Source organism: Nostoc sp. LPT (assembly GCF_017115165.1).
Taxonomy (GTDB): domain Bacteria; phylum Cyanobacteriota; class Cyanobacteriia; order Cyanobacteriales; family Nostocaceae; genus Nostoc.
On the sequence record NZ_JABXKF010000048.1, the window covers coordinates 103,742 to 129,172 of the forward strand.

General features: G+C 42.4%; 22 protein-coding genes. 13 read left to right on the forward strand and 9 right to left on the reverse strand.

From position 1 onward, the window contains the following. Positions 1 to 57 precede the first annotated feature (57 nt). Entirely contained in the window at positions 58 to 1,065 is a 1,008-nt protein-coding gene (locus tag HWQ58_RS11120; protein ID WP_292861764.1) for a rod shape-determining protein, read from the reverse strand. A gap of 373 nt (positions 1,066 to 1,438) precedes the next feature. Between HWQ58_RS11120 and HWQ58_RS11125 the strand changes: the two genes are divergently transcribed. Beyond that, a complete protein-coding gene (locus HWQ58_RS11125; protein ID WP_194040300.1) occupies positions 1,439 to 1,801 on the forward strand; it encodes a single-stranded DNA-binding protein in 363 nt (120 codons plus the stop codon). A gap of 80 nt (positions 1,802 to 1,881) precedes the next feature. On the opposite strand, the gene HWQ58_RS11130 is transcribed toward HWQ58_RS11125, so the two are convergent. Then, positions 1,882 to 2,625 (reverse strand): SIMPL domain-containing protein, encoded by a 744-nt coding sequence (locus tag HWQ58_RS11130; protein ID WP_292861697.1) that lies wholly within the window; start codon positions 2,623 to 2,625, stop codon positions 1,882 to 1,884. A 62-nt stretch (positions 2,626 to 2,687) separates the two neighbouring features. Between HWQ58_RS11130 and HWQ58_RS11135 the strand changes: the two genes are divergently transcribed. The 5 genes from HWQ58_RS11135 to murI all read left to right on the forward strand — a co-directional run bounded on the left by HWQ58_RS11135 (position 2,688) and on the right by murI (position 10,378). Then, positions 2,688 to 2,831, forward strand: coding sequence for a hypothetical protein (locus tag HWQ58_RS11135; RefSeq protein ID WP_292861700.1), 144 nt, complete (start codon positions 2,688 to 2,690; stop codon positions 2,829 to 2,831). A 133-nt stretch (positions 2,832 to 2,964) separates the two neighbouring features. Continuing rightward, positions 2,965 to 4,443: a cation:proton antiporter gene (locus HWQ58_RS11140; protein ID WP_292861703.1), complete on the forward strand. Its 1,479-nt coding sequence runs from the start codon at positions 2,965 to 2,967 to the stop codon at positions 4,441 to 4,443. A 618-nt stretch (positions 4,444 to 5,061) separates the two neighbouring features. Continuing rightward, complete coding sequence (locus HWQ58_RS11145) at positions 5,062 to 6,936, forward strand: N-acetylmuramoyl-L-alanine amidase (RefSeq protein ID WP_292861706.1); 1,875 nt, start codon at positions 5,062 to 5,064, stop codon at positions 6,934 to 6,936. 544 nt (positions 6,937 to 7,480) lie between these two features. After that, positions 7,481 to 9,382, forward strand: a complete 1,902-nt coding sequence (locus HWQ58_RS11150) for an N-acetylmuramoyl-L-alanine amidase (protein WP_292861710.1) — start codon at positions 7,481 to 7,483, stop codon at positions 9,380 to 9,382. 129 nt (positions 9,383 to 9,511) lie between these two features. Continuing rightward, positions 9,512 to 10,378, forward strand: a complete 867-nt coding sequence (murI, locus tag HWQ58_RS11155) for a glutamate racemase (protein WP_292861712.1) — start codon at positions 9,512 to 9,514, stop codon at positions 10,376 to 10,378. A gap of 79 nt (positions 10,379 to 10,457) precedes the next feature. On the opposite strand, the gene HWQ58_RS11160 is transcribed toward murI, so the two are convergent. Beyond that, positions 10,458 to 10,610, reverse strand: coding sequence for a hypothetical protein (locus HWQ58_RS11160; protein ID WP_292861770.1), 153 nt, complete (start codon positions 10,608 to 10,610; stop codon positions 10,458 to 10,460). A gap of 963 nt (positions 10,611 to 11,573) precedes the next feature. Between HWQ58_RS11160 and sds the strand changes: the two genes are divergently transcribed. Continuing rightward, complete coding sequence (gene sds, locus HWQ58_RS11165; protein ID WP_292861716.1) at positions 11,574 to 12,545, forward strand: solanesyl diphosphate synthase; 972 nt, start codon at positions 11,574 to 11,576, stop codon at positions 12,543 to 12,545. Positions 12,546 to 13,100: 555 nt separating this feature from the next. Here sds and HWQ58_RS11170 read toward each other — a convergent pair. Then, entirely contained in the window at positions 13,101 to 13,574 is a 474-nt protein-coding gene (locus HWQ58_RS11170; RefSeq protein WP_292861719.1) for a hypothetical protein, read from the reverse strand. A gap of 204 nt (positions 13,575 to 13,778) precedes the next feature. Between HWQ58_RS11170 and hetZ the strand changes: the two genes are divergently transcribed. From hetZ to HWQ58_RS11195, 5 genes are all read left to right on the forward strand, one after another. Further along, positions 13,779 to 14,984, forward strand: a complete 1,206-nt coding sequence (gene hetZ, locus HWQ58_RS11175) for a heterocyst differentiation protein HetZ (RefSeq protein WP_292861722.1) — start codon at positions 13,779 to 13,781, stop codon at positions 14,982 to 14,984. After that, positions 14,977 to 15,954: a PatU gene (locus tag HWQ58_RS11180; RefSeq protein ID WP_292861725.1), complete on the forward strand. Its 978-nt coding sequence runs from the start codon at positions 14,977 to 14,979 to the stop codon at positions 15,952 to 15,954. Before hetZ ends, HWQ58_RS11180 begins: the two co-directional genes overlap by 8 nt. 204 nt (positions 15,955 to 16,158) lie before the next feature. Continuing rightward, a complete protein-coding gene (locus HWQ58_RS11185; RefSeq protein WP_292861728.1) occupies positions 16,159 to 16,314 on the forward strand; it encodes a hypothetical protein in 156 nt (51 codons plus the stop codon). Between the two features lie 167 nt (positions 16,315 to 16,481). Continuing rightward, entirely contained in the window at positions 16,482 to 16,919 is a 438-nt protein-coding gene (locus HWQ58_RS11190) for a hypothetical protein (RefSeq protein WP_292861731.1), read from the forward strand. Between the two features lie 1,063 nt (positions 16,920 to 17,982). Continuing rightward, positions 17,983 to 20,295 (forward strand): DUF3488 and DUF4129 domain-containing transglutaminase family protein, encoded by a 2,313-nt coding sequence (locus HWQ58_RS11195; RefSeq protein WP_292861734.1) that lies wholly within the window; start codon positions 17,983 to 17,985, stop codon positions 20,293 to 20,295. 245 nt (positions 20,296 to 20,540) lie between these two features. Here the strand turns inward: HWQ58_RS11195 and HWQ58_RS11200 are convergent, their stop codons facing one another. The 4 genes from HWQ58_RS11200 to HWQ58_RS11215 all read right to left on the reverse strand — a co-directional run bounded on the left by HWQ58_RS11200 (position 20,541) and on the right by HWQ58_RS11215 (position 23,057). Continuing rightward, complete coding sequence (locus HWQ58_RS11200; protein WP_292861767.1) at positions 20,541 to 20,768, reverse strand: NINE protein; 228 nt, start codon at positions 20,766 to 20,768, stop codon at positions 20,541 to 20,543. Between the two features lie 448 nt (positions 20,769 to 21,216). Continuing rightward, entirely contained in the window at positions 21,217 to 22,014 is a 798-nt protein-coding gene (locus tag HWQ58_RS11205; RefSeq protein WP_292861737.1) for an ABC-2 family transporter protein, read from the reverse strand. Between the two features lies 1 nt (position 22,015). Beyond that, positions 22,016 to 22,837, reverse strand: a complete 822-nt coding sequence (locus HWQ58_RS11210; protein ID WP_292861740.1) for an ABC-2 family transporter protein — start codon at positions 22,835 to 22,837, stop codon at positions 22,016 to 22,018. Next, the gene (locus HWQ58_RS11215; protein ID WP_292861743.1) at positions 22,821 to 23,057 is read right to left on the reverse strand and encodes a hypothetical protein; all 237 of its coding nucleotides are present in this window, start codon (positions 23,055 to 23,057) and stop codon (positions 22,821 to 22,823) included. The genes HWQ58_RS11210 and HWQ58_RS11215 overlap by 17 nt, the downstream gene beginning before the upstream one ends. Positions 23,058 to 23,225: 168 nt before the next feature. Here HWQ58_RS11215 and HWQ58_RS11220 point away from each other — a divergent pair, with 168 nt between their 5' ends. Beyond that, a complete protein-coding gene (locus HWQ58_RS11220; RefSeq protein ID WP_292861746.1) occupies positions 23,226 to 24,560 on the forward strand; it encodes a hypothetical protein in 1,335 nt (444 codons plus the stop codon). A gap of 152 nt (positions 24,561 to 24,712) precedes the next feature. Here HWQ58_RS11220 and HWQ58_RS11225 read toward each other — a convergent pair whose 3' ends face one another. Then, positions 24,713 to 25,150, reverse strand: a complete 438-nt coding sequence (locus HWQ58_RS11225) for a response regulator (protein WP_292861749.1) — start codon at positions 25,148 to 25,150, stop codon at positions 24,713 to 24,715. Between the last annotated feature and the right edge of the window lie 281 nt (positions 25,151 to 25,431).

Genomic DNA, 25,431 nt, shown 5'->3' on the forward strand with positions numbered 1-25,431 from the left:
TATGTATATAAAACCCAAATAGAACTCAAATAGAACTCAATTCTGATATTTTTTTTGCTACATATTGCGAGAGCTTTCGATGACAACTCGTTCCAACTGTTTAAAGTTTTCTAACACACGACCTGTTCCCAGCACAACACAGCTCAAAGGATCGGCAGCAATGTGGGTAATAATCCCTGTTTCATGGCTAATGAGGGTATCTATGCCTTTGAGCAAAGCACCGCCTCCAGCTAACATAATACCTCTGTCAATAATGTCTGCTGCCAGTTCTGGTGGTGTGCGTTCTAGTGTCCGCTTCACAGCTTCTATAATTACTGATAGCGGTTCCAACATACTTTCACGGATTTCCGGGCCTTTGATTGTTACAGTTCGCGGTAGACCAGAAAGCAAGTGTAAGCCTCGGACTTCCATCATGGCGTCATTATCATCATTAGTCGGATAGGCAGAACCCATCCGAATCTTGATTTCCTCGGCAGTACGTTCACCAATGACTAAATTATGAACTTTCTTAATATACTGAACGATCGCATCAGTCAGTTCATCTCCAGCGATGCGTACTGATTCGCTGATTACCGTACCTTGAAGACTCAGCACTGCAACTTCTGTTGTTCCACCACCAATATCGATGATCATGTTGCCAGTTGCTTCGGCAACAGGTAGTCCTGCACCAATAGCCGCAGCGACAGGTTCATCGATTAAATAAACTTTTCTTGCTCCTGCTTGGTGAGCTGCATCCATCACCGCTCGCCTTTCTACTCCTGTGACGCCACTAGGAATACCAATGACAATCCGGGGTAGAATTAGAGACTTACCTTCATTTACACGCTGAATAAAGCTTTTGAGCATCAGCTCGGCTATATCAAAGTCAGCGATTACACCATCCCGCAAAGGACGTAGAGCAATCACATTTCCTGGCGTGCGACCGAGCATTTTTTTGGCTTCTTCTCCTACTGCTAGTGCTACCTTTTCGTTGACATCGATAGCAACTACAGAAGGTTCTTGTAGTACAATACCTTTACCAGATACATAAACTAGGGTGTTTGCGGTACCGAGGTCGATACCCATATCCCATGAAGTGCGAAAGTTCCTAAAAATACCCACGCGTCTGTAAGCCCCCTATGTGCGATACTTTTTGACTACAACGGTAAGAGTTAATCGTGCTTGATTCGATTATGTTTGTACCCTGAGTTGAGTAAACTAGACAATATTTTTATATGATTCCCAGAAATATTTAGTATGTCTCAAGCGCCGTACTTTTGATATTCTCTGGTTGACTTCGTATATCCGTACACTTTTATGTGTTTACTCCAAATAGTGTGTATTAAATTTTCAAGTCAATTATATTGTTAACTGTTTAACACATTATTTTCAAGTCTTTCACAATTCGCTATGATGAAAGTCGAAATTGCTAAGTACGTTTGTACTGAAAGGTAACGCGATGAGTATCAATGTTGTCACACTCATTGGTCGTGTAGGCGGCGACCCAGAGATTAAGTATTTTGAGTCTGGTAGTGTGAAGTGTAGATTAACACTAGCTGTTAATCGTCGCACAAAAGAAGGTGAACATACCGACTGGTTTAATTTGGAACTATGGGGAAAAACGGCGGAGGTGGCAGGTAATTATGTACGTAAAGGCAGGCAAATTGCTGTCAAAGGTTCTTTGAAGTTTGACACATGGAGCGATCGCCAAACAGGAGCAAACCGCTCGTCACCCGTGATCCAAGTAGATCAACTGGATTTATTAGGCTCTAAGCGAGATGCAGAAGGCGGTACAGGAGATATGTCTTCAGAACATTTTTAATTGGGCATTGGGCATTGGGCATTGATTATTAGTCCTTTGTAAAGGCAAAGGACTAATCACAAAGGACAAATGACGAATGACTAATAACTAATTTGCAACGTCACCGATGCTTCTACTTCTTGTTCACCACCAACAATCGGGGTAGAAGCATCAGGTGATTTCGCAGCCTCAGCCCGTAAAAACATTGGTGGTGGTGGAGGCGCACTAGCATTATTAACTTGAATGCTGACTATTTCTTTGGATTTAAAACCCAAAGCACTGAAAACGGCATCAGCTTGCTGCCGCGCGTCTTGAGTAGCTTCTTTTAATGCTTGCTTTTGAGCAGCAGCGATCGCTTGATCGTTGGCAACAAAACTAATGCCGTTAATTTGTGTCGCACCGGCTTTGACTGCATCATCCAATAATGTCCCAGCTTGCTCAACAGCAATTCTAAAACTTACAGTGTTATTGGCAGCATAGCCTGTAATCCGCTGCACATTATTGGTATAGCTGTAAACCGGATTGAGCCGGATACCAGTGGTTTGTAATTTTTCAACATTTTTGCTCTTGAGAAACGCAACCACAGCCGATGACCTTTGAGCGGCTTCTTGTTGTACCTCTTGGGCTGTTTTCCCCTGAATCTCCACTCCTAAACTGACTTGTGCCAGAGTTGTGGGAATTGTTTCGACTCCGCGACCACTGACACTAAGGGTTCGCGACAATTTATCTTTTTCTTGTGCGAATGCAGGTAGTACAAAAGTTGTACATAAAAGCATTGCTAAAGGCAGTATTTTCCACAAGTTTCCCGATGGAAACTGAGAACCAGGTAAAGCGGCTCTAGTCATAATATTTGCACTCCTCAAAGTATCCACAGATGTTTTGAATAGACGTATGTAGCAATCTTCTAGTGGTTGTTGAGAGTCAACAGCCACCACAAGTTTTTCACAATTCAAGTGCGATCGCCAGATACGATTTGTATGTTCTTACTTTGACACTGCGATCGTCAAAAGCTGAAACGGTTACATTTTTTGATACTAAAAAAATACACTAACTACTGCACAGCATAAATGAAACGTTTACACTGTATTCATTTTGAATTTTGAATTTTGAATTCGGATTATGTCTTCATAGGATGTTTTTCAGAAACGCGTCAAAATCAAAGAGAAGGATTTTCAGAGAACCTAATGCATTTGTTAGAACCAATCAACTTCTCTTTTCCTCTGCTGGCCAGCGCAACACAAGCCGCAGACAGTTCAATGGTAGTCGAAGCAGTGCTACTAAGCTTAGTAGTCATTTATCTCGCCAGTAAAGTTGGTGGAGAGTTATCAAACCAAGTGGGTTTGCCACCTGTCTTAGGCGAACTTGTTGGTGGTGTGGTAGTTGGCATCTCTGTTTTTCACCTTTTAGTGTTTCCAGAAGGCGGCACAGACAGTTCTAATTCTTTGATTGTGTCCTTCCTTCAAACCACTGCTGGTTTGACGCCTGAAGCCGCTCCAGCAGTGTTTGCAGCCCAGTCCGAGGTCATTTCCGTTTTGGCAGAATTGGGTGTGATCATTCTGCTGTTTGAAATCGGCTTGGAGTCAAATTTAAAAGATTTAATGGCAGTTGGTATCCAAGCCACCGTCGTCGCAGTCGTCGGGGTAGCAGTACCCTTTGCCGCTGGGACTGTGGGACTGATGACTTTGTTTGGTATTAGCGCTATACCTGCAATTTTTGCAGGGGCGGCTTTGACTGCTACTAGTATTGGGATGACATCCAAAGTGCTGTCAGAACTGGGGCGACTCAATTCTAAAGAAGGGCAGATTATTTTAGGTGCTGCTGTAATTGACGATGTATTAGGAATCATCGTTTTAGCGGTAGTTGCCAGTTTAGCTAAAGACGGCGTGGTAGATGTCAGCAAAGTCATTTACTTGATTATTAGCGCCACTGGTTTTATTTTGGGAGCAATCCTACTAGGGAATGTTTTTAATAAGTCCTTTGTAGCGATCGCTGATCAACTCAAAACACGTGGTGGACTAGTAATCCCAGCATTCATTTTCGCCTTTGCTATGGCATACCTGGCCGCCGTCATCCACTTAGAAGCAATTCTAGGAGCTTTTGCAGCTGGTTTAGTTCTAGAAGAAACAGATAAGCGTAAAGAACTGCAAAGGCAAGTCTGCCCCATTGCCGATATGTTAGTGCCAATTTTCTTTGTGACTGTTGGGGCAAAAACCGATTTGGGAGTTTTAAACCCAGCAATTCCCGATAATCGTGAAGGTCTAGTTATGGCAACTTTCCTGATTATAGTAGCCATTCTCGGTAAAGTAATCACAGGCTTAAGCGTGTTTGGTCAACCGGGAATCAACCGTTTAGCGATCGGTGTGGGGATGATTCCTAGAGGCGAGGTTGGGTTAGTGTTTGCTGGTGTCGGCGCTGCCAGTGGCGCTCTCTCCAAACCATTAGGAGCAGCAATTATCATGATGGTTATCTTGACAACCTTTTTAGCTCCTCCCTTGTTACGATTTGTATTTCCAGATCCAAAAACCGTGGACGGAAGCTCAGAGCAACTAATCTTAGACGGTTCCTCTGGGACTTCGTTGGTAATTGAACCACCTCAGTCGAGGGTGCCAGCATCAAATGAGAGCAGTAATTTGGGAGTAACTCCAGATTCTGGCGATCGTTAATTATTGGGCATGGGGAATGGGCCAAACAGGGCATTGAGAAGAGACAAGGTAGACAAGGAAGAGGGGGGAGATAAGGGAGAGATTTATTCAATAATTCCCCCTCATTTCCCTTATCCCCCTGCTCCCCTGCTCTCTCCTCCTCTGCTCCAATTGTGCAGTGGAAACTTCTATCCTCAAATCTCCGTCCCGTGTGATTGTAGAATAATCATTTGTTTATAATTTCTAGTCTCCCTTGGCTTGTGAGCCTTTATCTAAATATTTTTCAGATAATTGGGGAGTAACACCCATAAATCTTGCTAGATCGTTTGACAGTAATGGGAATTATTTACTCAGTGCATCGATGGCAACAAAGAACAAACACTTACCAGTAAACAGCTATCAATTATCAGTTTTCTAGCTTTATTGGGAGTCAGAGTTCTCTACCTCTACAGGTAGAAGGTTTCGCATGGGTATTTAAACTGAATTTGAAACCTGATAACTGATTTAAGTGTGTCTAAATTCCAGCTTAAAAATCAAAAAAGGGATTCAAAGGTCAAGTTGAGGTGGTAATGGTGTGATGATTTACCAATGAGTTGAGATATTGACGGCTCCCATGAATGTGAATTAGGAGAAAGGACTGTGAAATTACACTGGTTACTACCCAGCACTATTGGAACTATCTTCATGCTATCGTCGCCAGCAATGGCCGCGAGACTTGAATCTTGGCGCTTTGATGCCAATCAAAACAGGCTGGAAATTAATACTGTGGGAGCAGTTCAACCCCAAGCACAATTAATTTTCAACCCGACTCGGCTGGTAATTGATTTGCCGGGAACTACATTTGGTCGTCCGCAGTTAACCCAACAGGTGGGTGGTGGAATTCGCTCAATCCGTGTTGGACAGTTTGATGTAGATACAACACGCATAGTTGTCGAACTTACTCCTGGTTACACTTTAGACCCCAAACGAGTGCAATTTGTTGGTAGAACTGGCGATCGCTGGACGGTGCAATTACCGAAGCCAGCAGTCGAAAAAGTAGCTTCATCTCCTAGAAGTGCTTACAGTGTAGTTACCCCAAACTCTCAACCTCAACCTAATATTTCAAGGGTTGCCACTACTACACGAGGGGTAACTCAAATCGAAAACTTACAAGTAACAGGCGATGGGTTGTTCATTCGTACCAGTGGTGGTAATCCTCCAATTCAGGTAATTCGCAGCCGCGATCGCGCTACCATCTTCGTAGATATCTCTGGTGCATCTTTATCACCACGTCTGACGCAGCAAAGGAATATACCCGTTAACAAACATGGTATTAGCCGCGTCGAATTCACCTCATTGCAAACCCAACCTCCTGGTGTCCGCCTAACTTTGCGGGTAGATAAAAATAGCCCAGATTGGCAAGCAACTAATAGTAACGATGGTGGTTTAATAGTTCTACCTAGTCGCATTGTCAGATTGCCTGGAAGTAATAATTCGGACAATCAGTCAGAAGCCGTTTCCTTTCCCAATAGACCATCTACCAATAACTCGCCAGCAACAATTGAGTCTGTGCAACTTGCTGATAATGGCAAACAACTGCTAATTAGAGGCAACCAACCTTTATTTGCTACGGGAACCTGGGATAGATCCTCAGGTATCTTCCGCGTCACAATTACCAATGCCAAGTTAGCTACCAGAGTTACAGGGCCTACTTTTGCTCCCAATAGCCCCATTCTTCGGGTACGTCTGCAACCTCAAGCATCCAATACAGTGGTTGTTTTAATTCAACCAGCAGGAGGAGTGCAACTTGGGCAACCCCAGCAAATCGGCGACCGGCTTTTGGTACCAATACAAGGTTCTCGGCGAATTGTCGCCCTCCCCGGAAGACCACCCTTTGCTTTACCTGGGCTACCACCGCCAAACCGCGGGCCATTCCCTGACCCAAACAATCCAAATCCTCAGCCCCTAACACAACCACAGCGTCGAGTTACCAATGGGCGAGTGGTAGTTGTTATTGACCCCGGACATGGTGGTAAAGACTCAGGAGCGCTTGGCATTGGGAGGGCACGCGAAAAAGATGTTATTTTGCCTATCGGTAAGAGACTTGCTGAGATTTTGCAGCAAAATGGCGTACAAGTAGTTATGACGCGGGATTCTGACTATTTTGTTACCCTTCCGGGACGGGTGCAATTAGCAGAGCGAGCCAATGCTGATGTGTTTGTTAGCATTCACGCTAATTCAGCAGGTGCGAGTCGTCCAGATGTTAATGGCTTGGAAACGTATTATTACGACAGTGGTTTGGGTCTAGCTCGCATTGTCCATAACAGTATTCTCCAAAGCCTGAATATCAGAGACAGGGGAGTGCGGCGAGCCAGATTTTATGTGCTCAGAAAAAGTTCTATGCCCTCCATTCTCGTGGAAACGGGTTATATGACTGGTCGAGTGGATATGGCTAGGCTCAGAACTTCAGCTTACCAAAATCAAATGGCAGAAGCGATCGCTCGTGGCGTTCTTCAGTATCTCAAGAGAAGATAAGTAATTTAGCCTAAATTTTTAAATTGTTGAGTAAGTACATCTAATCTTTACCATTTTTATCCAATTTAGTAGTAAAACAATTTAAGTATTCTTGCGGCGGGATAAGAGTAGCTTCTTTGTTATTGTCATTTGATACTTTGCAAGTCAACAAATTTTGGATTTGAGATTTTGGATTTGTATCACCTACAACAGGTGTTAGTGTAGCAGGACGCTAGTACAGCACGGCGTAAATAAACCACCCCTTCCAAATTAATGAAACGCTTACGGTGCATTAATTTTGAATTTTGAATTTTGAATTTTGAATTCCGCCTTGCGGTACTAGTCTGGCAAAAAACTAAAATCGGGAATCTAAAATTTAAAATTTGCAGTCAAATCTATATAGGCTAATGACATGGCAAAATCAGAGGAGCGTGCTATATTTTACGCCATTAGCTGTGTCTGAAATAACAGCGCAAAACTCAAGTGTGCGCGGTGACGGTGTGAGGATTAGCCAATATGTTGAGATGTTGACGGCTCCCATAAATGTGAATCAGGAGAAAAGACTGTGAAATTACGCTGGTTACTATCCAGTACTATTGGAACCATCTTCATGCTATCGTCGCCGGCAATGGCCGCGAGACTTGAATCTTGGCGTTTTGATGCCAATCAAAACAAGCTGGAAATTAATACTCAAGGGGATGTTCAACCCCAAGCACAATTAATTTTTAACCCGACTCGTCTAGTAATTGATTTACCAGGAACCTCATTTGGTCGCCCGCAGCTAACCCAACAAGTGGGCGGTGCAATTCGTTCTATCCGTGTTGGGCAGTTTGACGAACAAACAACGCGCATAGTGGTTGAACTGACTCCTGGTTATAGTTTAGACCCCAAACGAGTGCAATTTGTGGGTACAACTGGCGATCGCTGGACAGTGCAATTACCTACGCCAGAAGCCGACAATGTACCCGCAAGAAACACTGAGGGGCAACCAGAACAAGCTATAGCCACTGATACTTCACCCAGAACATCTACACCAACATTTCCCCCAAGGAATATTTACAATGTGGTGACAAGCGGCTCTGTAAATCCACTTAACAACAGAATGGTTGTCGCCAAAGTTACTCAAATTGAGAACTTACAAGTTACTGGTGATGGGTTTTTTGTCCGCACCAATGGTGGCAATCCTCAGATTCAGGTAAATCGTAGTAACGATCAAAAGGCAATTAACATCGACATTGCTGGTGCAACTCTATCACCAAGTTTAGAGCAGCGAGATTTATCGATTAATCGCTATGGTGTCAGCCGTATTCAATTCACCCAGCTGCAAACCAGCCCATCTGTTGTTCGCCTGACTTTACAAGTAGATGAAAATAGTCCAAATTGGCGAGCAACCACTAGTAGTGCTGGTGGTTTTGTAGTTCTACCCAGTCGTGGGGTTGCCCAGCTGCCTGGAAATAACAGTCCACGTCCCATAGCACCAAGTAACACAACTGCTAGTATTCAGTCTGTGCAACTAGCTAATAATGGCACACAACTGCTGATTCGAGCCGACCAAACTTTATCTGCTACAGGAGGCTGGGATAGAACCTCTGGTCTGTTCCGCATTACTATCAACAATGCTAAGTTAGCTCCTAAAGTTACAGGGCCGACTTTCAATCCTAATAGCCCGATTCTGCGAGTACGCCTGCAACCACAAGAATCCAATACTGTTGTCGTCTTAGTTCAACCAGCAGCCGGAGTACAAATTGGAGAACTTAACCAGGTTGGCGACCAGCTTTTAGCTTTAGAATTACGACGCTCTGTTAGCAGCATCACACCGCCCATTGCTTTACCTCCACTGCCATCGCCAGACCAAGGTCAATTACCAAATCCCATAGATAATCCCCGTCCCATCTCCCAGCCACAGCCACGCCCCTCAATTCCCAGAGGAAAATTGCTGGTAGTTATTGACCCAGGACATGGGGGAAAAGACTCAGGTGCCCCTGGTTTGGGAGGACTTTTGGAAAAGAATGTAATTCTACCTATTGGCAAAAGGGTAGGAGCAATTTTAGAGCAAAATGGCGTACAAGCAGTGCTAACGCGGGATGCCGACTTTTTCGTGGAACTTCAGGGACGGGTAGATATTGCCAAGCGGGTTAATGCGACTTTGTTTGTTAGCATTCACGCTAATTCTGTTGATAATCGTCCTGATGTCAATGGATTAGAGGTATATTATTTCGATAGTGGTTACAACCTGGCTGAAGTAGTTCGTAAAACCATTCTCCAGGACATCGGTACTATCAAAGACCGGGGAACCCGCAAAGCCAGATTCTACGTTCTCAGGAAAAGCTCCATGCCTTCGATTTTGGTAGAAACAGGCTATATGACTGGTTATGAGGATAATCCTAGATTAGGAACACCAGAATATCAAAATCGCATGGCAGAAGCGATCGCTCGTGGCATTCTAAAATACTTACAGCAGAGGTAATATAGTACAAATTACTAATTAAAGAGGTGGTATTTAAACTTCTTTGACGCGCAGAATTTAGTAGTCAAATTAGAGATTCTCTGCTAAATTCTGTATTTTAAATCCCAAAACCTAAATATATATCTGCCTGTGTATTCATCTTCCATTTTTGAAGGGAATCTTGACGATTTTTCCGCTCAAGAACCCCAACGTGCCCCAATTGGCATCTTTGATAGTGGTGTGGGTGGGCTGACAGTACTGCGACAAATATATCGACAACTCCCCAATGAATCAATTGTTTACTTTGGGGATACAGCTAGACTTCCTTACGGAATTCGTTCACAAGCAGAAATTTTACGATTTACACGTGAAATCATTACCTGGCTACAACAGCAGCAGGTAAAAATGGTAATTATGGCTTGCAACACCAGTTCCGCCTTAGCCTTAGAAACTGTGCGTCAAGAATTTAGCATACCCATTTTGGGAGTAATCCTACCGGGGGCAAAAGCTGCGGTGCAGCAAGGAAAGCGGATTGGTGTAATTGCCACTCCAGCGACAGCTAAGAGTAATGCTTATAAGCACGCTATTCTCGAAATTGCTCCTGATGTCCAAGTCTGGCAAGTAGGATGTCCAGAGTTTGTGCCACTCATCGAGCAAAACCGCATTCACGATCCTTACACTGCACAAGTCGCACGAGCCTACCTAGAGCCTTTATTAAAGCAGGAAATTGACACCCTAGTTCACGGCTGTACTCATTATCCCCACCTTACACCAGTACTGCGATCGCTCCTCCCCTCTCAAGTTCAGTTGGTCGATCCAGCTGTTCATGTTGTGGCAGCTTGTGCCCAAGAACTAGACTTACTAGGTTTAAGAAATACTCATCTACCATTACCAACTCGCTTCGCCGTCAGCGGTTCTCCGCAACAGTTTTCCCAGTCAGGAGTGCAGTGGCTAGGCTATACCCCGATGGTTGAAGAGGTTTCCTTCACTGATATCGCTATTTCCCAACTCCAATAAAACTAATTAGTCCTTAGTCCTTAGTCATTTCTCAAAACAAATGACCAAGGATCAAGGACAAATGACAAATGACAAATGACTATTGACTATTAACTGATATCTCCCGCTTGTGTTTTCCTTCAGATGATGAAGAAAAACTTGTAGGAACAGTTTTTGTACCCGTTCGCTTCGCCAGTGCTAATAATAGGTAGACTGTGAACAAATATCCAGAGGCTAAAATAAAAATCATCATAGGTATACTTCCGTAAATCATTGTTCTACTAGCACCGTTCTAAACGAATATAAAATTCCATAAAATTAGTAGAACCTCAGCCAAACAAGTGCATTCTTAATGGCTGTAGTTTCCTATGGTAAAACTACCTATAGAGATAAAATCCTCTACGGACAAAGAATTTATAATTTAACGCGACTTCTAGCAGACCATAGATCCCACAGCAGTTAGCTTGCCATTTAACAATCTAAACTACGATTTTCAGCGGTCTACTCGATCTACTTTATTTTTGCTCAAACTGCTGTGAAAAGAGCAATGCTTGCGCTCAACGTGCACTGACGTGTAGCGGCTTCCCATAGGGATATCACACAGCTCCAAACCAGGAGTTTCGCGTATCGTAGGAAAAATTAAAGAATTTATTCCCTTAACCTCACCGACGAATATTTATTTTATACTCACAACACCAAGTCAGTAAAATCAACTAGTAGCTGACTTAACTTTTAGAATGTGAATATCTTACAAAATTTAAAATTCCTATATTTTAGCGTAACACAACGATCCTGAATTTTGAGCTTGTTCGGCTGCTAAATTTCAAATTTTTTCAAGAGCTACACCTCAATCGAGAGAAATTTCGCCTTACTCTTGGCGACAGATTTAAATCGCTTAATTTTTGTCAATAAGTAATATTGCTTAAATTATCTTAAGAACTATGGCAAGAAAGGTGAAATGAGAAACTATTTAACATAATTTAATCTGACATTCATCCTGTGTACTAAGAATTCATCTTTTAAGTTAGTTTAAAGTTTGAGTAGCCACAAATTAAGCATAATTGCTTATTGACAAAAATTTCAGTAACCTTAATCATCACCCATAGACTCATAAAAATGGGATTACCTGATGAAAACTTTGCGCTGGCACAGGGTTATCTTAAAATGAGTATAGGATATGTAAACTTTCGTAACCTAAGTCAGAGTCCGCCCATCCATGACCCCAGCCACCTCCCTGTTTACCCCTGTGGAAACAGACCTGCGACTACTAGCAGATAATCTAAAACAGCTAGTTGGAAATCGCCACCCCATTCTGTTTGCAGCAGCCGAACATTTATTCGGAGCTGGGGGAAAGCGTATCAGACCAGCAATTGTCCTGCTAATATCGCGGGCAACAATGTTAGAACAAGACATTACGCAGCGTCATCGTCGCCTTGCTGAGATTACAGAAATGATTCACACAGCAAGCTTAGTACATGACGATGTGGTAGATGAATCAGATGTGCGGCGAGGCGTTCCCACCGTTCATAGTTTGTTCGGGAACCGCATTGCCATCTTAGCAGGAGATTTTCTCTTTGCCCAATCGTCCTGGTATTTAGCAAACTTGGATAATTTGGAGGTAGTGAAACTGCTCTCAGAAGTCATTATGGATTTGGCTACTGGGGAGATTCAGCAGGGACTAAATCGTTTTGATGCTGGTATCTCTATTGAAACGTACATTGAGAAGAGTTACTACAAAACAGCTTCGTTAATCGCCAACAGTTCTAAAGCTGCTGGGTTACTCAGTGAAGTCTCGCGAGAAACTGTTGAGCATCTGTATAGCTACGGTCGTCATTTTGGTATAGCATTTCAAATTGTTGATGACATTTTAGATTTCACCAGTACAACAGATACCTTGGGTAAACCAGTGGGGTCTGATCTCAAAAGCGGTAATCTGACTGCACCTGTTTTATTTGCTTTAGCCCAAAAACCATCCTTGGAAGTGCTGATTGAACGAGAGTTTGCTCAAGAAGGAGATTTAGAGCAAGCACTAGCACTGATTCAAGATAGTCAAGGTATACAGCAGGCGCGAGAGTTAGCTGCTCACCATGCTAAGTTGGCAATTGAACATCTTGCGGTTCTCCCATTCTCAGAATCCCACCAAGCATTGATTAACATCGCTGAGTACACACTGAGTCGCCTCTATTAAATCAGTTATCAGTTCTCAGGTAGAAAGTGGGGATTTAGATGTAGGTGTGTTGTGGCTTCCGTAACCCACCGAAAACCTGAAATGTTGTGTCATGCAACGCTTTAACACACTAAGGCAGCTTTATGTTTAATTTAATCCACTTATTTAGCAAGTAGAAAGTGGGGTTTTGATTTGAAAGTTCTTAGGGATTTCTAAAAAATAAATTACTACTACTTGTGCAGTGGATAGTGTTCAACTCAGCGCTCACTCTAAAGACTTGCCTGCTTTTGGTTACGAAACACCTCACAATAAAGAAAGAGATATTTTTTGATGTGAAAGTTCTTAAGTATAAAACTCTGCTTCACTAGGAAACTAAAACTTTAAAATGAAAAAATGTTCATTGATAACTGTTTTTTAATCAATTTTAGGTTTAACCGAGAGTTGAGTTAGTCGTATGGTGTAACGGAAAGGAAAAATTTCTTTTTTCACTGATTTAGAAAACTTTTTTAAAAGAATTTGAGATTTAAAAATTTGGATGTGGGGTTGTATCTAAAAAACTCCACATCCAAATTTTTTCTATGCAATATCAGGGGGGATCTGTTTAGGCGATCGCTTTTGTCGTAACTGTTTCTGTATGAGTTTTTCTAGTTCAGTGCGCCGAACTTCGACGGTATGAGTGGTCTTACCCGGCGTCTCCAAAAAAACGATACTATCTACGGGTTCTAATGCCACCATTTGGAACAAAATATGGGTGACAGGAGTAATTTTAGCTAGCATTTGAGGGTCAAGCCCATCAGGGGAAATTAGAGAGACATCCTGTATGGTAGGGAAAGCGTAAATCACACATTTTTCCAATCCTGGGTTAGCACGATTGCTCAATGTAGTTAAAACCCAGCTTGACTCCGAATTTTGGAGAATATAGTACTGGGAGTAGCGTAATTTTTGAGCGATCGCTCTCAGGGCAGGAGCAATTGCTGCAACAAGATGTGGTGTCATCCCATCGCGAGGTGCATTGTCAATCAGCAATTGAATTTGTGCTTCTAAATCCATAATGACTTGTATAGGGCTCTTGGGTAATGGCAATAACATCTATCAAATGTGAACAATTCCATCAGAATTGGGAATAATAAAATCAGCCATATCCTCAATATAGGATTGGCCTGCGTTTAGCTTATACGTAAAACCAAACCAGCCAATACCCACAGTCCTACAGGTTGTATTTAAGTAAGTTAGGGTCTTTTGAAAACCGAGACTATGAATTCAGCCGCAACCGCAACTATTCCATCTGCAACTATTCTGGGAGAAAATTCTACAGGCGTGGAGGCGATCTTTCAACTCCTGTCCAAGGAGTTTCAGCAGTCAACCAAAGCTTCGGAACAGAATTGCCATGACGTCGCAACACGTATTACCACCGAAGTCTACCGGATTTGTCATGAGAGTAAACGTATCCAAGCTTCTGGATCTGTAGAAAGCTCGGCGATGACCTTGGCTCGGCATCGACTGCAACAGTGTCTCAGGTACTATCAGTTGGGTTCAAATCGGGGCAGAGTCGAATTACACAGTACTCTGAGTGCAATTATTTATCGATATATTAATCCTCCTCAGAGACAATTGAGCTATCAAGGGCGGCTGACGATAATTGAAGATTTCCTCCAGAGTTTTTATCTAGAGGCGTTGAACGCTTTCCGGCGAGAAAATCAACTCGGTGCCACTTATCGCCCTCAGACGCTCTTGGAATTGTCCGAGTATATGGCATTTACCGAGCGCTACGGCAAGCGACGCATTCCCTTACCAGGTCGTCAGCAACAGCTAATTATCCTGCGGGCACAAACTTTTTCCCAACAGCAGCCCCCAGAAACCAGCGTAGATATAGAACAAGCCGCAGAAGGTAGCAATAATGAAGGTGATGGTTCTTGGGAAGAGCCAGCAATTCACCAATTGCGCTCCACAATGGCAACGCAAGCCGAACCCGAACCCGAAGAAGACACCTTGCGTTCCGTTGTGGTTACAGAATTAATGAATTATCTCGAACAACGACAACAATCTGACTGCGCTGATTATTTTTCCCTCCGCCTCCAGGATTTATCAGCACAGGAAATTGAGTCGATTTTAGGTTTAACCCCTCGTCAGAGAGATTATTTACAGCAGCGCTTTAAGTATCATTTGATTCGGTTTGCCCTGTTGCACCGTTGGGAATTAGTTCACGAGTGGCTGGAAGCTTCTCTGCACACCAATTTGGGCTTAACTCCCCAGCAATGGCAAGTATACACAGCACAGCTGGACAATAAGCAACGGTCTTTATTAGAGTTGAAGCAACAAGGACAAGCTGATGAAAAAATAGCAAAAACTTTAGGGCTGTCAATGGCACAACTGCAAAAACGATGGTTTAAGATTCTTGAGCAAGCTTGGGAAATTCGTAACTCATTAGTTTCCGGATCAGGTGCATCTACTCATGAATAGTGACTCAGAATCCTTACAACACCAGTGTCTCGATTTGTTATTGACAGATGATGTCAAAACTAACGAGCAATCGGTAGAATGTGAGGAAAATGACGGGGTAAAAAATCTCCTCAAGGAAGCCACTGTTTCAAAAAGCAGTAAGCCAAAATTGGGAGGGACGCCCCAGACCTTTCAACTGGGAGAAATTCCTACTGTGCAAGATCGTTTTCAAGCTGTCCTTAAGCATCGGTTACAAATTCAAGCCCAAGACCACCCACCGTTGTTTCCCTGGGAAACACAATTAATCGAATATCCTGATTTTGTTGATGAGCCGTCAATGACACTCGTTCCTAGCTGGGGATGGATGGTACAACAGTCAAAGTTGACCTTGCCGACTCGCTTACCAGAAAGAGTTTTCCAGCAATTGCTAGAACAGTGTCAGGCTTTAGTGACATCTTCAGTGCCATTGGGGGCAAAATTAGTTCAAGTGGTGGAGAACTTTTTTCCCAATGAGTCTCAAGCACTAAATGACATAGCTGGATTGGTGCTAAGAAGCACCTATCGGTCTGTAAGTACTCTGGAGGCAATGCCCGCTATTCAGAGCGATTACTCAGATTTACAACCGCGTCAACAGATGGCTTTGTCATTGCTAGCAGCTAAACAATTGCTGGAAAATCTGACTCTACCACTTTCAGCAACCAGTCCGGTGGTAGAAAGACAATGGCTAACCAGTGTTGGTACTTTGAATATCAGAGTAGAATACCAGTCTCTAGGTAAACTTACGAAGTTACTTGTTCAAGCTGAGTTACCTGTTAAAGGAACTTTGACGCTGCGGGGAAGCGGCACTTTAGCAATGACAACATCTTCAACTTCGGGATACTTAAATGTAGAGTTAGGCTGCGAGCAACTTAACCCAACTTATACCCTAGAAGTTGAATTTCCAGAAATAGACGAACAACCGCTTTTGTTTGTCATTAATCCCACTGTGTAACCTTAATTGCCACAGCTAGTAGGTTACGTTGATCAATGCTAAATATCTTAAGGTAACCATTGCCTTACTCTTGCCTTGGGGCTTTTTTACCCTCTCGACACTACTAGCAACAGGGTGCTTACTTATATCGTTTGCAAAACTCAAGGCGTGGTTACAACTAACCAGTGGGTGTAGACTCACCTGCATCCCACTAACTGATTTTTAGTGGCTACTCGTCAGTCCACTCGGTTACTAGCACAGCCTGGGGAACAAGTCAGTTTCTTGTGTCGTGCTGATTTTACCTCGCCTCTATTTTACCAAGACACCAATTTTTCACAAGGAATTTCTTCGGATAGTCAATTGCCGCTATCCAGCAACTGACCTATTAAAGTGCTATATGCTGTAGTCATAAATAAAATGAGTTAAGTTACAAGAAATTAAAAAACGTAATTTTTTCGTTTTGATCAGCGGTATTCTTAATAGATGTTGCGTTCTAGTGATGCCTTGTGCTTTTGCGTCGCCGTGTTTGATGGCTTGTTCTTCTTGCTGTGACAGCTATAACTTTAATTGGTCAGCAAATTTTCGTTGCCGTACCATCTCAAGCAAAAAATGTAGAATTATTACCTTTAATTAAACCCGCAGAATGGCACGCTGCTACTATTCGCTCAGAAATTTATCCTGATGCACAACAAGCGTGTGAGCGGTCAGCCGCTGCTGGTGGTACGACCTTAGTAAAAGTTGATTTAAATCGCCTTAGTAAAGAATATAACTACAGAGTTTGGAGTGCTAGTTGCGTTTACCCAAAAGGTGTATCAAGAACAATATTCAATTATTGCAATCCTTATGGATATTATTTTGTGGGGGGAATCTATGGAGTGTGTGTATCTTCTACTTCTGGTATTAAAGAAATTAATTATAAAGTTGGAGACGGTCTAAATCTCAATGCAGTCATTCCAAAGATTAATCTTAACTTAAACTTGCAATGAAGTCCATTTAAGCAAAACCCTGATTTTTTTGAGTTAAATGGAAGTGTAAATGGTTTAAAATTTGAATATCAACTTGGTGCTGATGATTTAGTTAAACTCTATCCAAACATAATAAAACCAATTATTGGAAGTCAGCCTGTTGGAGTTTTGGTTTCTATCACTACAAAACCAGTAAGATATATTGCAAACCAAACACAAAAAACCATAAATAACGTTAGTAATGAACTTGCAAAGGTCAATGATTACCTAAGACGGCTTCTAAATAAATGAAATTTAGTTAAGTTGCTGAAAATGAAGCTGACGTTAACCGCGTAATACGTGACTATTTTTCTAAATCAATAGACCTCTTTAAAAAAATTTGTGGTATAGCTAAAGATTTTATAAAAAATCCATATCCGAATCTATACAGAGAACTTTTGTTACCTACATTGGGATATGTGATAGAGATAGAAAGCAAATTTTTATAATTCATCATTGTACCATAATTTATTTTTGCAAGAGGTCTAATGACTATTAAAATTAATGCGTTAAGTCTATATCAATTAGCTGACATTATTGATAATCAACTTGATAAACTCAAAACCTTGCCTACTAACGCTTGTATCTTACCAGGCAAGGATTTTAGGACTTGTGTGTACACCGTAGCTCCTTATTAAGGAAAGGGATGTCCAATAGGACAGGGTGAGGTTTTGGAGGACTTTTGGGTAATCGGATAACTTGTGTGTACACCGTAGGCTCTTCGGGACGGGAGATAAACCGTAGCTTTGGCGGGATACGGTGCAATGAGCTTTATGTACTTCTAAGGGAAGGTAAGCTAACCTGGCTGTTCCTTTGGCACATAGTCTCCGTCAGAATAAGGGAAGCAAAGGTTGACAACAGGATTTTGAAACTTCCGCGAGGATTTTAATTTGTAAAATACGCGGTAAACCTTCATAGATGTTTAAAGGCAGGATAAGAAAGCTTCTGCTAAGGGGAATACTTTAAAGTAGGGCGAACTAGTTTCGTCCTCAGCATTAGTTACCGTAGCATCTACACTTAGACTCAAATGTTTAACTTATCCAGGATGAATCGGTTTTGGCGTGGCCCTGTAGGTAATTTATGGCGACAAAATCCGCAGGGTTCGGCTTTGATTGAAGTGGAAGATTCTATTTTTTTGCGGGTGCTGGTGCTAGCGTTGGTTATTTTGGGAATTGTGGCGACGGATATTGCCGCTGAAACTTCATTCAGTTTTTGGGCGTTACCCCTAAGTGTAGTGGGTACAATTTGGAGTTATTATCGTCGCCGCGATCGCAATGTTGCAATTAAATTCTGCATCGCCATCGGAATGTTAGTAGCACTGGGTGCTTTCTTTGGGCGATTAGTGGGAGAGTTGAATGATACGCGCTTGGGTTTGGCAGAGTTATTAATTCAACTCCAGGTGTTGCATAGCTTTGATACACCGCGCCGGAAAAATTTGGGCTATTCGATTGTTATCGGACTGATTTTATTGGGTGTGGCAGCAACCCTAAGTCAGACTTTAGCATTTGCACCTGTACTGCTGTTATTTTTAGCGATCGCTCTGCCAACTTTAGTACTAGATTACCGCTCACGCTTGGGTTTGCAGCCATTAAAAATAAAAAATGAAAAATTCGATCAGAAGAATTCCTCAAGTCTTAATTTTAAATTTTTAATTCTAACTTTTTTACTAATTGTCGGTCTAGGGCTGGCAATTTTTGCTATTTTGCCCAGATTTCCTGGCTATCAATTACGGAATTTTCCTGTAAGTTCTGCTATTCAAGTAAAAAGTAATTTCACAGGTCGTAGTATCATTAATCCCGGTTATATCCGCCAAGGTAAAGGTGAGAATCAAGGCAGTGGTAGCGGTGGTACGGGACAAAATAAAACTGGTCAACCAGGTAAAATAGATAATAATTTTTATTACGGTTTTAATAGCCAAATAAACCAAAACTTGCGGGGCGAGATGAAACCCAAGGTTGTAATGCGGGTGCGATCGCAAGCTGAGGGTTTTTGGCGAGTATTAGCATTCGATCGCTATACAGGTAAGGGATGGGAAGTTTCTCGCAATGAAGATGTGACGACTGTTAGGCGATCGCCTTGGTCTTACCAAATTTTTCTTTCCCCATCTGTGATTACTAGTAAAACCCAAGAGGTAGTACAAACTTATACAGTGGTGTCGGATTTGCCTAATCTGATTCCAGCGATGACTTATCCCAAAGAAATTTACTTTCCAGCACCAGTGATCGCTGTTGATAAAGAAGACGGATTGCGATCGCCTGTAGAATTATCAGAAGGTTTTACCTACACAGTAATTTCCGAAGTACCATACCGCGATCGCACTTTGTTAGGTGAAGCTTCTACGAAATATCCACAACAAATTACAAAGCATTATCTCCAAATTCCTCCCGAAATTGCCGAAAAAGTCCGGCAACGTACCGAAGAAATTCTCGCTAATTACAATCAAGAAAAAGTCGCAAAGTCTACTAAAAGCCTGGATTCACCTTATGAGAAGGCTCTCTACTTAGCTCAATATTTAAAGCAACGCTACTCTGTTCCCCAAAATCCTTTAGAACTACCTTATTTGAGTGAAAAAGAAGACTTGGTAGAAACTTTTTTGTTTAAGCAAAAAGGAGGTTATCCAGACCACTTTTCAACAGTTCTCACAGTAATGTTGCGTTCCATTGGCATCCCCGCGCGGTTGGTAGCAGGGTTTAGTCCAGGAGAGTTTAATCCATTTACAGGGCTGTATGTTGTCCGTAATACTGATGCTTATGCGATGACGGAAGTGTATTTTCCGAAATATGGTTGGTTTGCCTTTGACCCTATTCCCAATCATCCTCTGATTCCACCATCCATTGAAGATACTCAGACTTTTAGTGTGTTGCGCCAATTGTGGCATTGGGTTGCTGGCTGGCTACCTTCTCCGGTGACAGGTTTGTTAAATAATGTATTTGAGACAATATTTAAGTGGGTGATTAGAGCGATCGCTTGGTTTTTAGCTTTATTCTCTCAAGGTTGGTTTGGTGTATTGACTGGCTTAATTGTGGGGACTACAACGGCTTTCTTCGCTTGGCTGGGTTGGGGTCAGTGGCGAGAGTGGCGCAACCGCCGATGGTTGAAGAAATTGCCAGCGATGGAGAGCCTTTATCAACAAATGCTGCAATGGACAACCCAAAAAGGTTTAGGCAAACATCCAGCACAAACACCTTTAGAGTATGCCAGAGTCTCATACCAGCATCATGCTTTAGCAACTGCTGAGGTAATAGATGAAATTTGTCAAGCCTATGTTGGTTGGCGATATGGTGGTCATACGCCTAACTTGCAGCGATTGCGACAAAGATGGCAAGGTTTGAAAAAGACTGCTAAGGCTGCTAAGTAATTCATTGTTGAAGAAGAATTCAGAAGTCAGAATTCAGGAGTCAGCAATATTTCAGTGGGGGTCTGAATCCCCCACTGTCTTATTGACCACTAAATCAGAGATAAGCGTGGGGGTGCAAAAACGCCGTTTATTCATCCGCTTTTTCGGTCAGAATTCATGGCTTTTTTCTGACGACTGACGCATGTATTCTGTTTGATAAATTACATCAGAAGGTTGTCTATTAGGCAACCTTTTTAATTTGAATGTCAGAACCAGCCCTTTTTACTGCTGACATAGGTTTGTACGAACTCTCGATCCGACTTTGTTAAGTAAATAATTCCCTCGATAATGCTAATGATACCCATGACAAATGCATTATAACCAGCAGTAAACAGGGTTATAAGAAGCATGATAACGCCTTCTTTGGTATAGCCCAGAATAAACTTATGAATACCCAATGTTCCCAACAGAATTGCAAAAATTCCGGCAAGTATCTTTTTATCGTCGCTTGCAACATGAGAAGTTACAACTCTAGCTGAGTTTGTTGTTCTTGGCGTTGGGGTTAATAATTCTAGTGTCGGAGAGGATGTAGATGATTGAGTAACTACTTCTAATTTTTTAAGCTTTAGTGTTTCTAAATAAACTGGCTTGTTCAAAATTTCATCCAATTCATAAGTTAATTCTCCGGCTCTTATCCAGAGTGCAGAAAGTACTGTATCAAACTCATATAAACCATGAATAATAGATTGTTGTGTATTAGTCATGGCTGTCTCCAGGAAAGTAGTAACCTCTTATCGTAGAGTTCCCCAATTGAGCTTATCGCTCACGCTATCCACAGAAATTTACTTTCTCACAGTAGATACCTTACCTGACAGATAACTTTTCAACTGTGTCCTCAGCAAGAGACGAAGGTAAAAAGTAGAAAACTCACCAACATTGAACTCAACCTCGCATCTGGATCAAATTGCCTGAGGAGTAGCGACGCAAACCGTGGTAAAACACAGCTGCACCAACCAACAGCACGGTAGTTGACCCAGCCACAGCTAGCACAGCATGAATCAAAGATAGCGATCGCAATGCCTCAATTGGCAAATAAGTCACAAATCCAGCTGGAATCAACGTGTACAACAGTAGCTTCACCGATCCCTCAAACAAAGTCGCTGGATAGGTACTGAAGGTAAGCATGGCATTTCGCCACTGTTGTGTCAGTCCTTCGGAATTGCCTAAATAAAAGCTGAGGCTACCTGTCAAAATATTAAAGCCGACAAACAATGTCGCCACTGAAACTGTCAAACCAGTGAACAACGCCAAATGCACTGCATCAGGCTTGACAAAAAACAAATAAACCCCATATCCAAACAGCATATCTCCCCAAGATGTGGCATTCATCCGCCCTAGTAGTAAGTGCGGTAAAAGGGCACGAGGGTACAACATCCACACATCCAACTGTCCTTGGACAATTAAACTTGTCAGTTGCATAGCGTTACCGCAGATAGTATGAGCCAGACCAAACCCTGTTGCGGCGATCGCCCAGAGAGTAACTACATCCTGCACCGTCCAGCCGCGTAGCACTGGAAAGCGTGTGAAAAACAGCCCCCAAAATGTCACCCACACTAGGTTATTCAGTACCATTGCCACCACTTGCGTGAGGAACGCGCCGCGATATTCTAAGTGAGCGTTCAAATTGAAGCGAATATAAGCGCCAGCTAATTGTAAGTAGGAAAGTAAACGCCAAAACATATCAACCTCCATGCGCGTAGATACGTTTAACTGCCGTGCGATAGACAAGGGCTACCAAGAGAGCCAGCACACCGATAGCAACTCCCTGCCGCACTAACAATTGACTGGCAAAAGCTAGGTCGGGATGCACAAATAAACGCGCCGGGCCATACAAAATACTGGCAAAGGGTAGAGCTTGTAGTACTGGCTGCCACTCTTCTGGTAGCAGTTCCAAGGGAATCAGCATCCCACCCAAAATCATCGTTAAGCGAGAGTAAATAAGCATTAGCCCGGTGGTATTTTCCAGCCAGAAAGCTCCTAAGCCCACTAAGAAGGTTGCCAAAAAATCTAATACAAATGCCAGTGGTAGCGCCACTACGAATAATAAAATTCCTCCTAAACTTAGAGGAATTGTGCCGACAAACAGTAGTGCAACTAAGGATGCGATCGCGACATTCAACCCGAAGCGCACTGTCCGCTCTCCCAAAGTAGTCCACAGGCGATACAAAGGGTAGGATAAAGGGCGTATTAGTTGCACTGCCAGCGCCCCTGTCCGTACATCCTCGTCTACCTCTAAAGCAACTTGGGGACTGGACAGGACAATAGACTCAGTGATACCCAGATACCAAAGCATCTGAGCCAGCGTTAAACCTCCCAACTGTTCAGCATCCGTCTCGGCATAGGTGACACGCCACAATTGTAGGAAGATGTAGAGAATGACAAACAAAAAAATTCCTCTGGAAGCAACTTCTCCCCAATAAGCCAGGTTGGAGCGAGCTGCCGTCAAGCCAATCCAGGTATATTTATTAAGATTGTTCACTGAATTATTAGGCTGCCTGAGCATAGATGTGTGCAATTACCTCTTCTAGCGGTGGGTCTTCAATCGCAATATCAGCCACCGAACCCGCCTCCCCATTGGGACCAATGAAGGCGATCGCTTGACCATCTGGAACGCTCAGACTAATTCCATCTACAGCAACAATCTCTTTTTTCGTGCGGTTGCGTCCCCAACCCCTACTCAGAGTAAACGTCTTGGATAAATTTTCCAGTTCTACGGCTGTCATCACCGATGAACCCCTTCAGATAATTTGTATTATATTTATAATACAATAAACTACAAAATGATAAAACCTATTCTGCTAAGTGTGCATTTCCATAAATCTAGCAATAGCTAGATGCTGAAATTCTCTCAAAAGCTATAATTTACATCTGTTGCACCGAGAGATTAACTTGTGGATGTCATATTAGAACGATCGCACGAATTAAAACAAGCCTTAGTTGATTTTGTCCTTGATGCTGAAGGCGAACTGGCACAAGCACTGGAAGCTTATGCCGCAGAACAGTTGCGTCGTGGAAGTGGTGATAGTACACAGCAAGACTTAACCATCGATAGCTTTTTGACAGCCGGGAAAGTCAGTGATAAGTCTCCATTAGAGTTGTTTATCGAAAGCCATCCAGATTTAGCAGAAAGCGATCGCAGCCTAATCAATAGTTGGCATCATAGTTTTATTGGCTTATTTGCCATCACTAATATTTTCCCTGATGGATTTGAATTGACGAACTGGTTGACAGATAAACACTACATTGTCAAGCCAAACAATACTCAAACATTACAGGCAATATCTCGGTTGAAAGTCGGAGAAATCTTGCTAACTCGCATTTCTCCCGTTACCGATAGCTACTGGATGTTTTCTGGCCCTTACACAATAATGGGTAAATTAGGTAAGCCAAAACTTGCTGTAGCAATTGGTAATTTCAAAGAAAACTATAAAAGTAATCTTTACAGCGATGCTCCAGACTTGCTAGAAGAAGCTTGGCAGTCAGTAGAAAAATATCATCAGCAGTTTGTGGACTTTTTTGGCACTGATGAAATTACACTACCTGGATACCAACTTAATAAAAAAATAGCGGAATTTCAAGAAGTAATTACTGAAAAAACCTTTGCAGCCGCAGGAATTGATACTTCTAAATCTCTTGCTGAAGTGGCAGAAGCAGCTGGCATTGGCGACGAAGAAATAAAAGCAGCCGCACAAGAATTTGGTGCTGATTCCAACGTAGTCTCTGAGATGTTTAACAGCAAAAGCAGCAAGAGCAAAATGGTTATGCCAAAGGTTGATTTGCCTGCTGAACTCAAGAAAGCAGAACAGGTAACAGCTCTTTCTCATCCCCGTTGGGGACAAATGTTTTTACCAACATATAGTAAGGTACAAGCAATCTTATCGGCAGAGGACTGGCAAAGTGTGCAAGGGGGAGAAAAACTAATTCGCTACTACCTCGAAGATAAAAGTATTAATGCTTTTATTTGGCATCGATTAGCGCAACAGTATCCAACTCAATTAGAAAATTTGTTGCAAACATTTTTGCAACGTCCAGAGTTTAGGCTTGAAAATGACTTGGATACGCTTTTGCAAGAATTTCACAAACCTATTGAGCCAGAGTTGCCAGACATTGCCAGTGTACCCATACATTTACATAATTTATTTCAGGAAGCTTTAGGAGAAGTTAACAAATCGAAGCCAAAGGGTAAGGGGCAACAAAAGCCAGCAAAGGGTTTTCAACGAGGTTAATAAATATATCCAACATTTTATCCTACCCAGTTAGGGTTTATATGGTTTCTTTTCTTAAAGTCCTTTGTAGGAGTGTATAATTAGCTGTGCGCTCCCACAGCGTGTTGTGTGAAATCAGTCTCAAAAACCAGATGAAGGTCGGCTAGTTATATTTAAGGATCGGGAAATAACAGGTGAACAATCTCATCTACAATTTCCTCTGGACTTTCAAGCTTGACTAGAAATCGATCAAAACCAGCATTCAAAGCCTTATGGCTTGAGACTTCCCGTGTATAAGAAGTGATAGCGATCGCAGGCAACTCTCTTATAGATGGGCAAGAATTCACTCGAATTTGCTCAATTAACCAATTTCCATCATGATCGGGCAACTTCACATTGCACACTAGAATATCGGGATGAAGCGATTCGATCAAGTCAAGGGCTGTTTCTGCATCGCTTAAAGCCATTACCTCTGCACCTGCTGTTTCCAAAATGAAAGTGAGCAAATCTGCAATATCTGGCTCATCCTCTACCAGTAAGATAGTGGTTCCAATAAGGTGCTGGAGCGAATTTAACTCAGTTTCTTGATTGATTTTTTGATCCGTTGCCATGCCGTCCTTTTATTGCTTGCTATAGTCTGCTATTTCTATTGCAACGCATGAAGCGGAATAAGTATTCACCCTAAATACACAAACTTGGGGTAAAAAGCTTTATCAATATGAGGAAGTTAATTCACCGAGCAATATTGACCGTCCTGTTAGGTGAGCGATCGCCCTAACCAACTCATCTATGTCCACAGGCTTTAATAACCATTGGTCAAACCACTCAAACCCATAGAAGCCCATATCTGTTACCAGTAAACCACCCACTGGCAACCGCACTTGTAGTTCTT

Excerpts from the sequence above, each read along its gene's own strand:
- HWQ58_RS11215 (WP_292861743.1), bottom strand. The coding sequence starts at position 23,057 with ATGACAGCCGTAGAACTGGAAAATTTATCCAAGACGTTTACTCTGAGT.
- HWQ58_RS11125 (WP_194040300.1), top strand. The coding sequence starts at position 1,439 with ATGAGTATCAATGTTGTCACACTCATTGGTCGTGTAGGCGGCGACCCA.
- HWQ58_RS11210 (WP_292861740.1), bottom strand. The coding sequence starts at position 22,837 with ATGCTCAGGCAGCCTAATAATTCAGTGAACAATCTTAATAAATATACC.
- HWQ58_RS11140 (WP_292861703.1), top strand. The coding sequence starts at position 2,965 with ATGCATTTGTTAGAACCAATCAACTTCTCTTTTCCTCTGCTGGCCAGC.
- HWQ58_RS11130 (WP_292861697.1), bottom strand. The coding sequence starts at position 2,625 with ATGACTAGAGCCGCTTTACCTGGTTCTCAGTTTCCATCGGGAAACTTG.
- HWQ58_RS11225 (WP_292861749.1), bottom strand. The coding sequence starts at position 25,150 with ATGGCAACGGATCAAAAAATCAATCAAGAAACTGAGTTAAATTCGCTC.
- HWQ58_RS11170 (WP_292861719.1), bottom strand. The coding sequence starts at position 13,574 with ATGGATTTAGAAGCACAAATTCAATTGCTGATTGACAATGCACCTCGC.
- HWQ58_RS11180 (WP_292861725.1), top strand. The coding sequence starts at position 14,977 with ATGAATAGTGACTCAGAATCCTTACAACACCAGTGTCTCGATTTGTTA.
- HWQ58_RS11120 (WP_292861764.1), bottom strand. The coding sequence starts at position 1,065 with ATGGGTATCGACCTCGGTACCGCAAACACCCTAGTTTATGTATCTGGT.
- HWQ58_RS11195 (WP_292861734.1), top strand. The coding sequence starts at position 17,983 with ATGAATCGGTTTTGGCGTGGCCCTGTAGGTAATTTATGGCGACAAAAT.
- sds (WP_292861716.1), top strand. The coding sequence starts at position 11,574 with ATGACCCCAGCCACCTCCCTGTTTACCCCTGTGGAAACAGACCTGCGA.
- HWQ58_RS11205 (WP_292861737.1), bottom strand. The coding sequence starts at position 22,014 with ATGTTTTGGCGTTTACTTTCCTACTTACAATTAGCTGGCGCTTATATT.
- hetZ (WP_292861722.1), top strand. The coding sequence starts at position 13,779 with ATGAATTCAGCCGCAACCGCAACTATTCCATCTGCAACTATTCTGGGA.
- HWQ58_RS11160 (WP_292861770.1), bottom strand. The coding sequence starts at position 10,610 with ATGATGATTTTTATTTTAGCCTCTGGATATTTGTTCACAGTCTACCTA.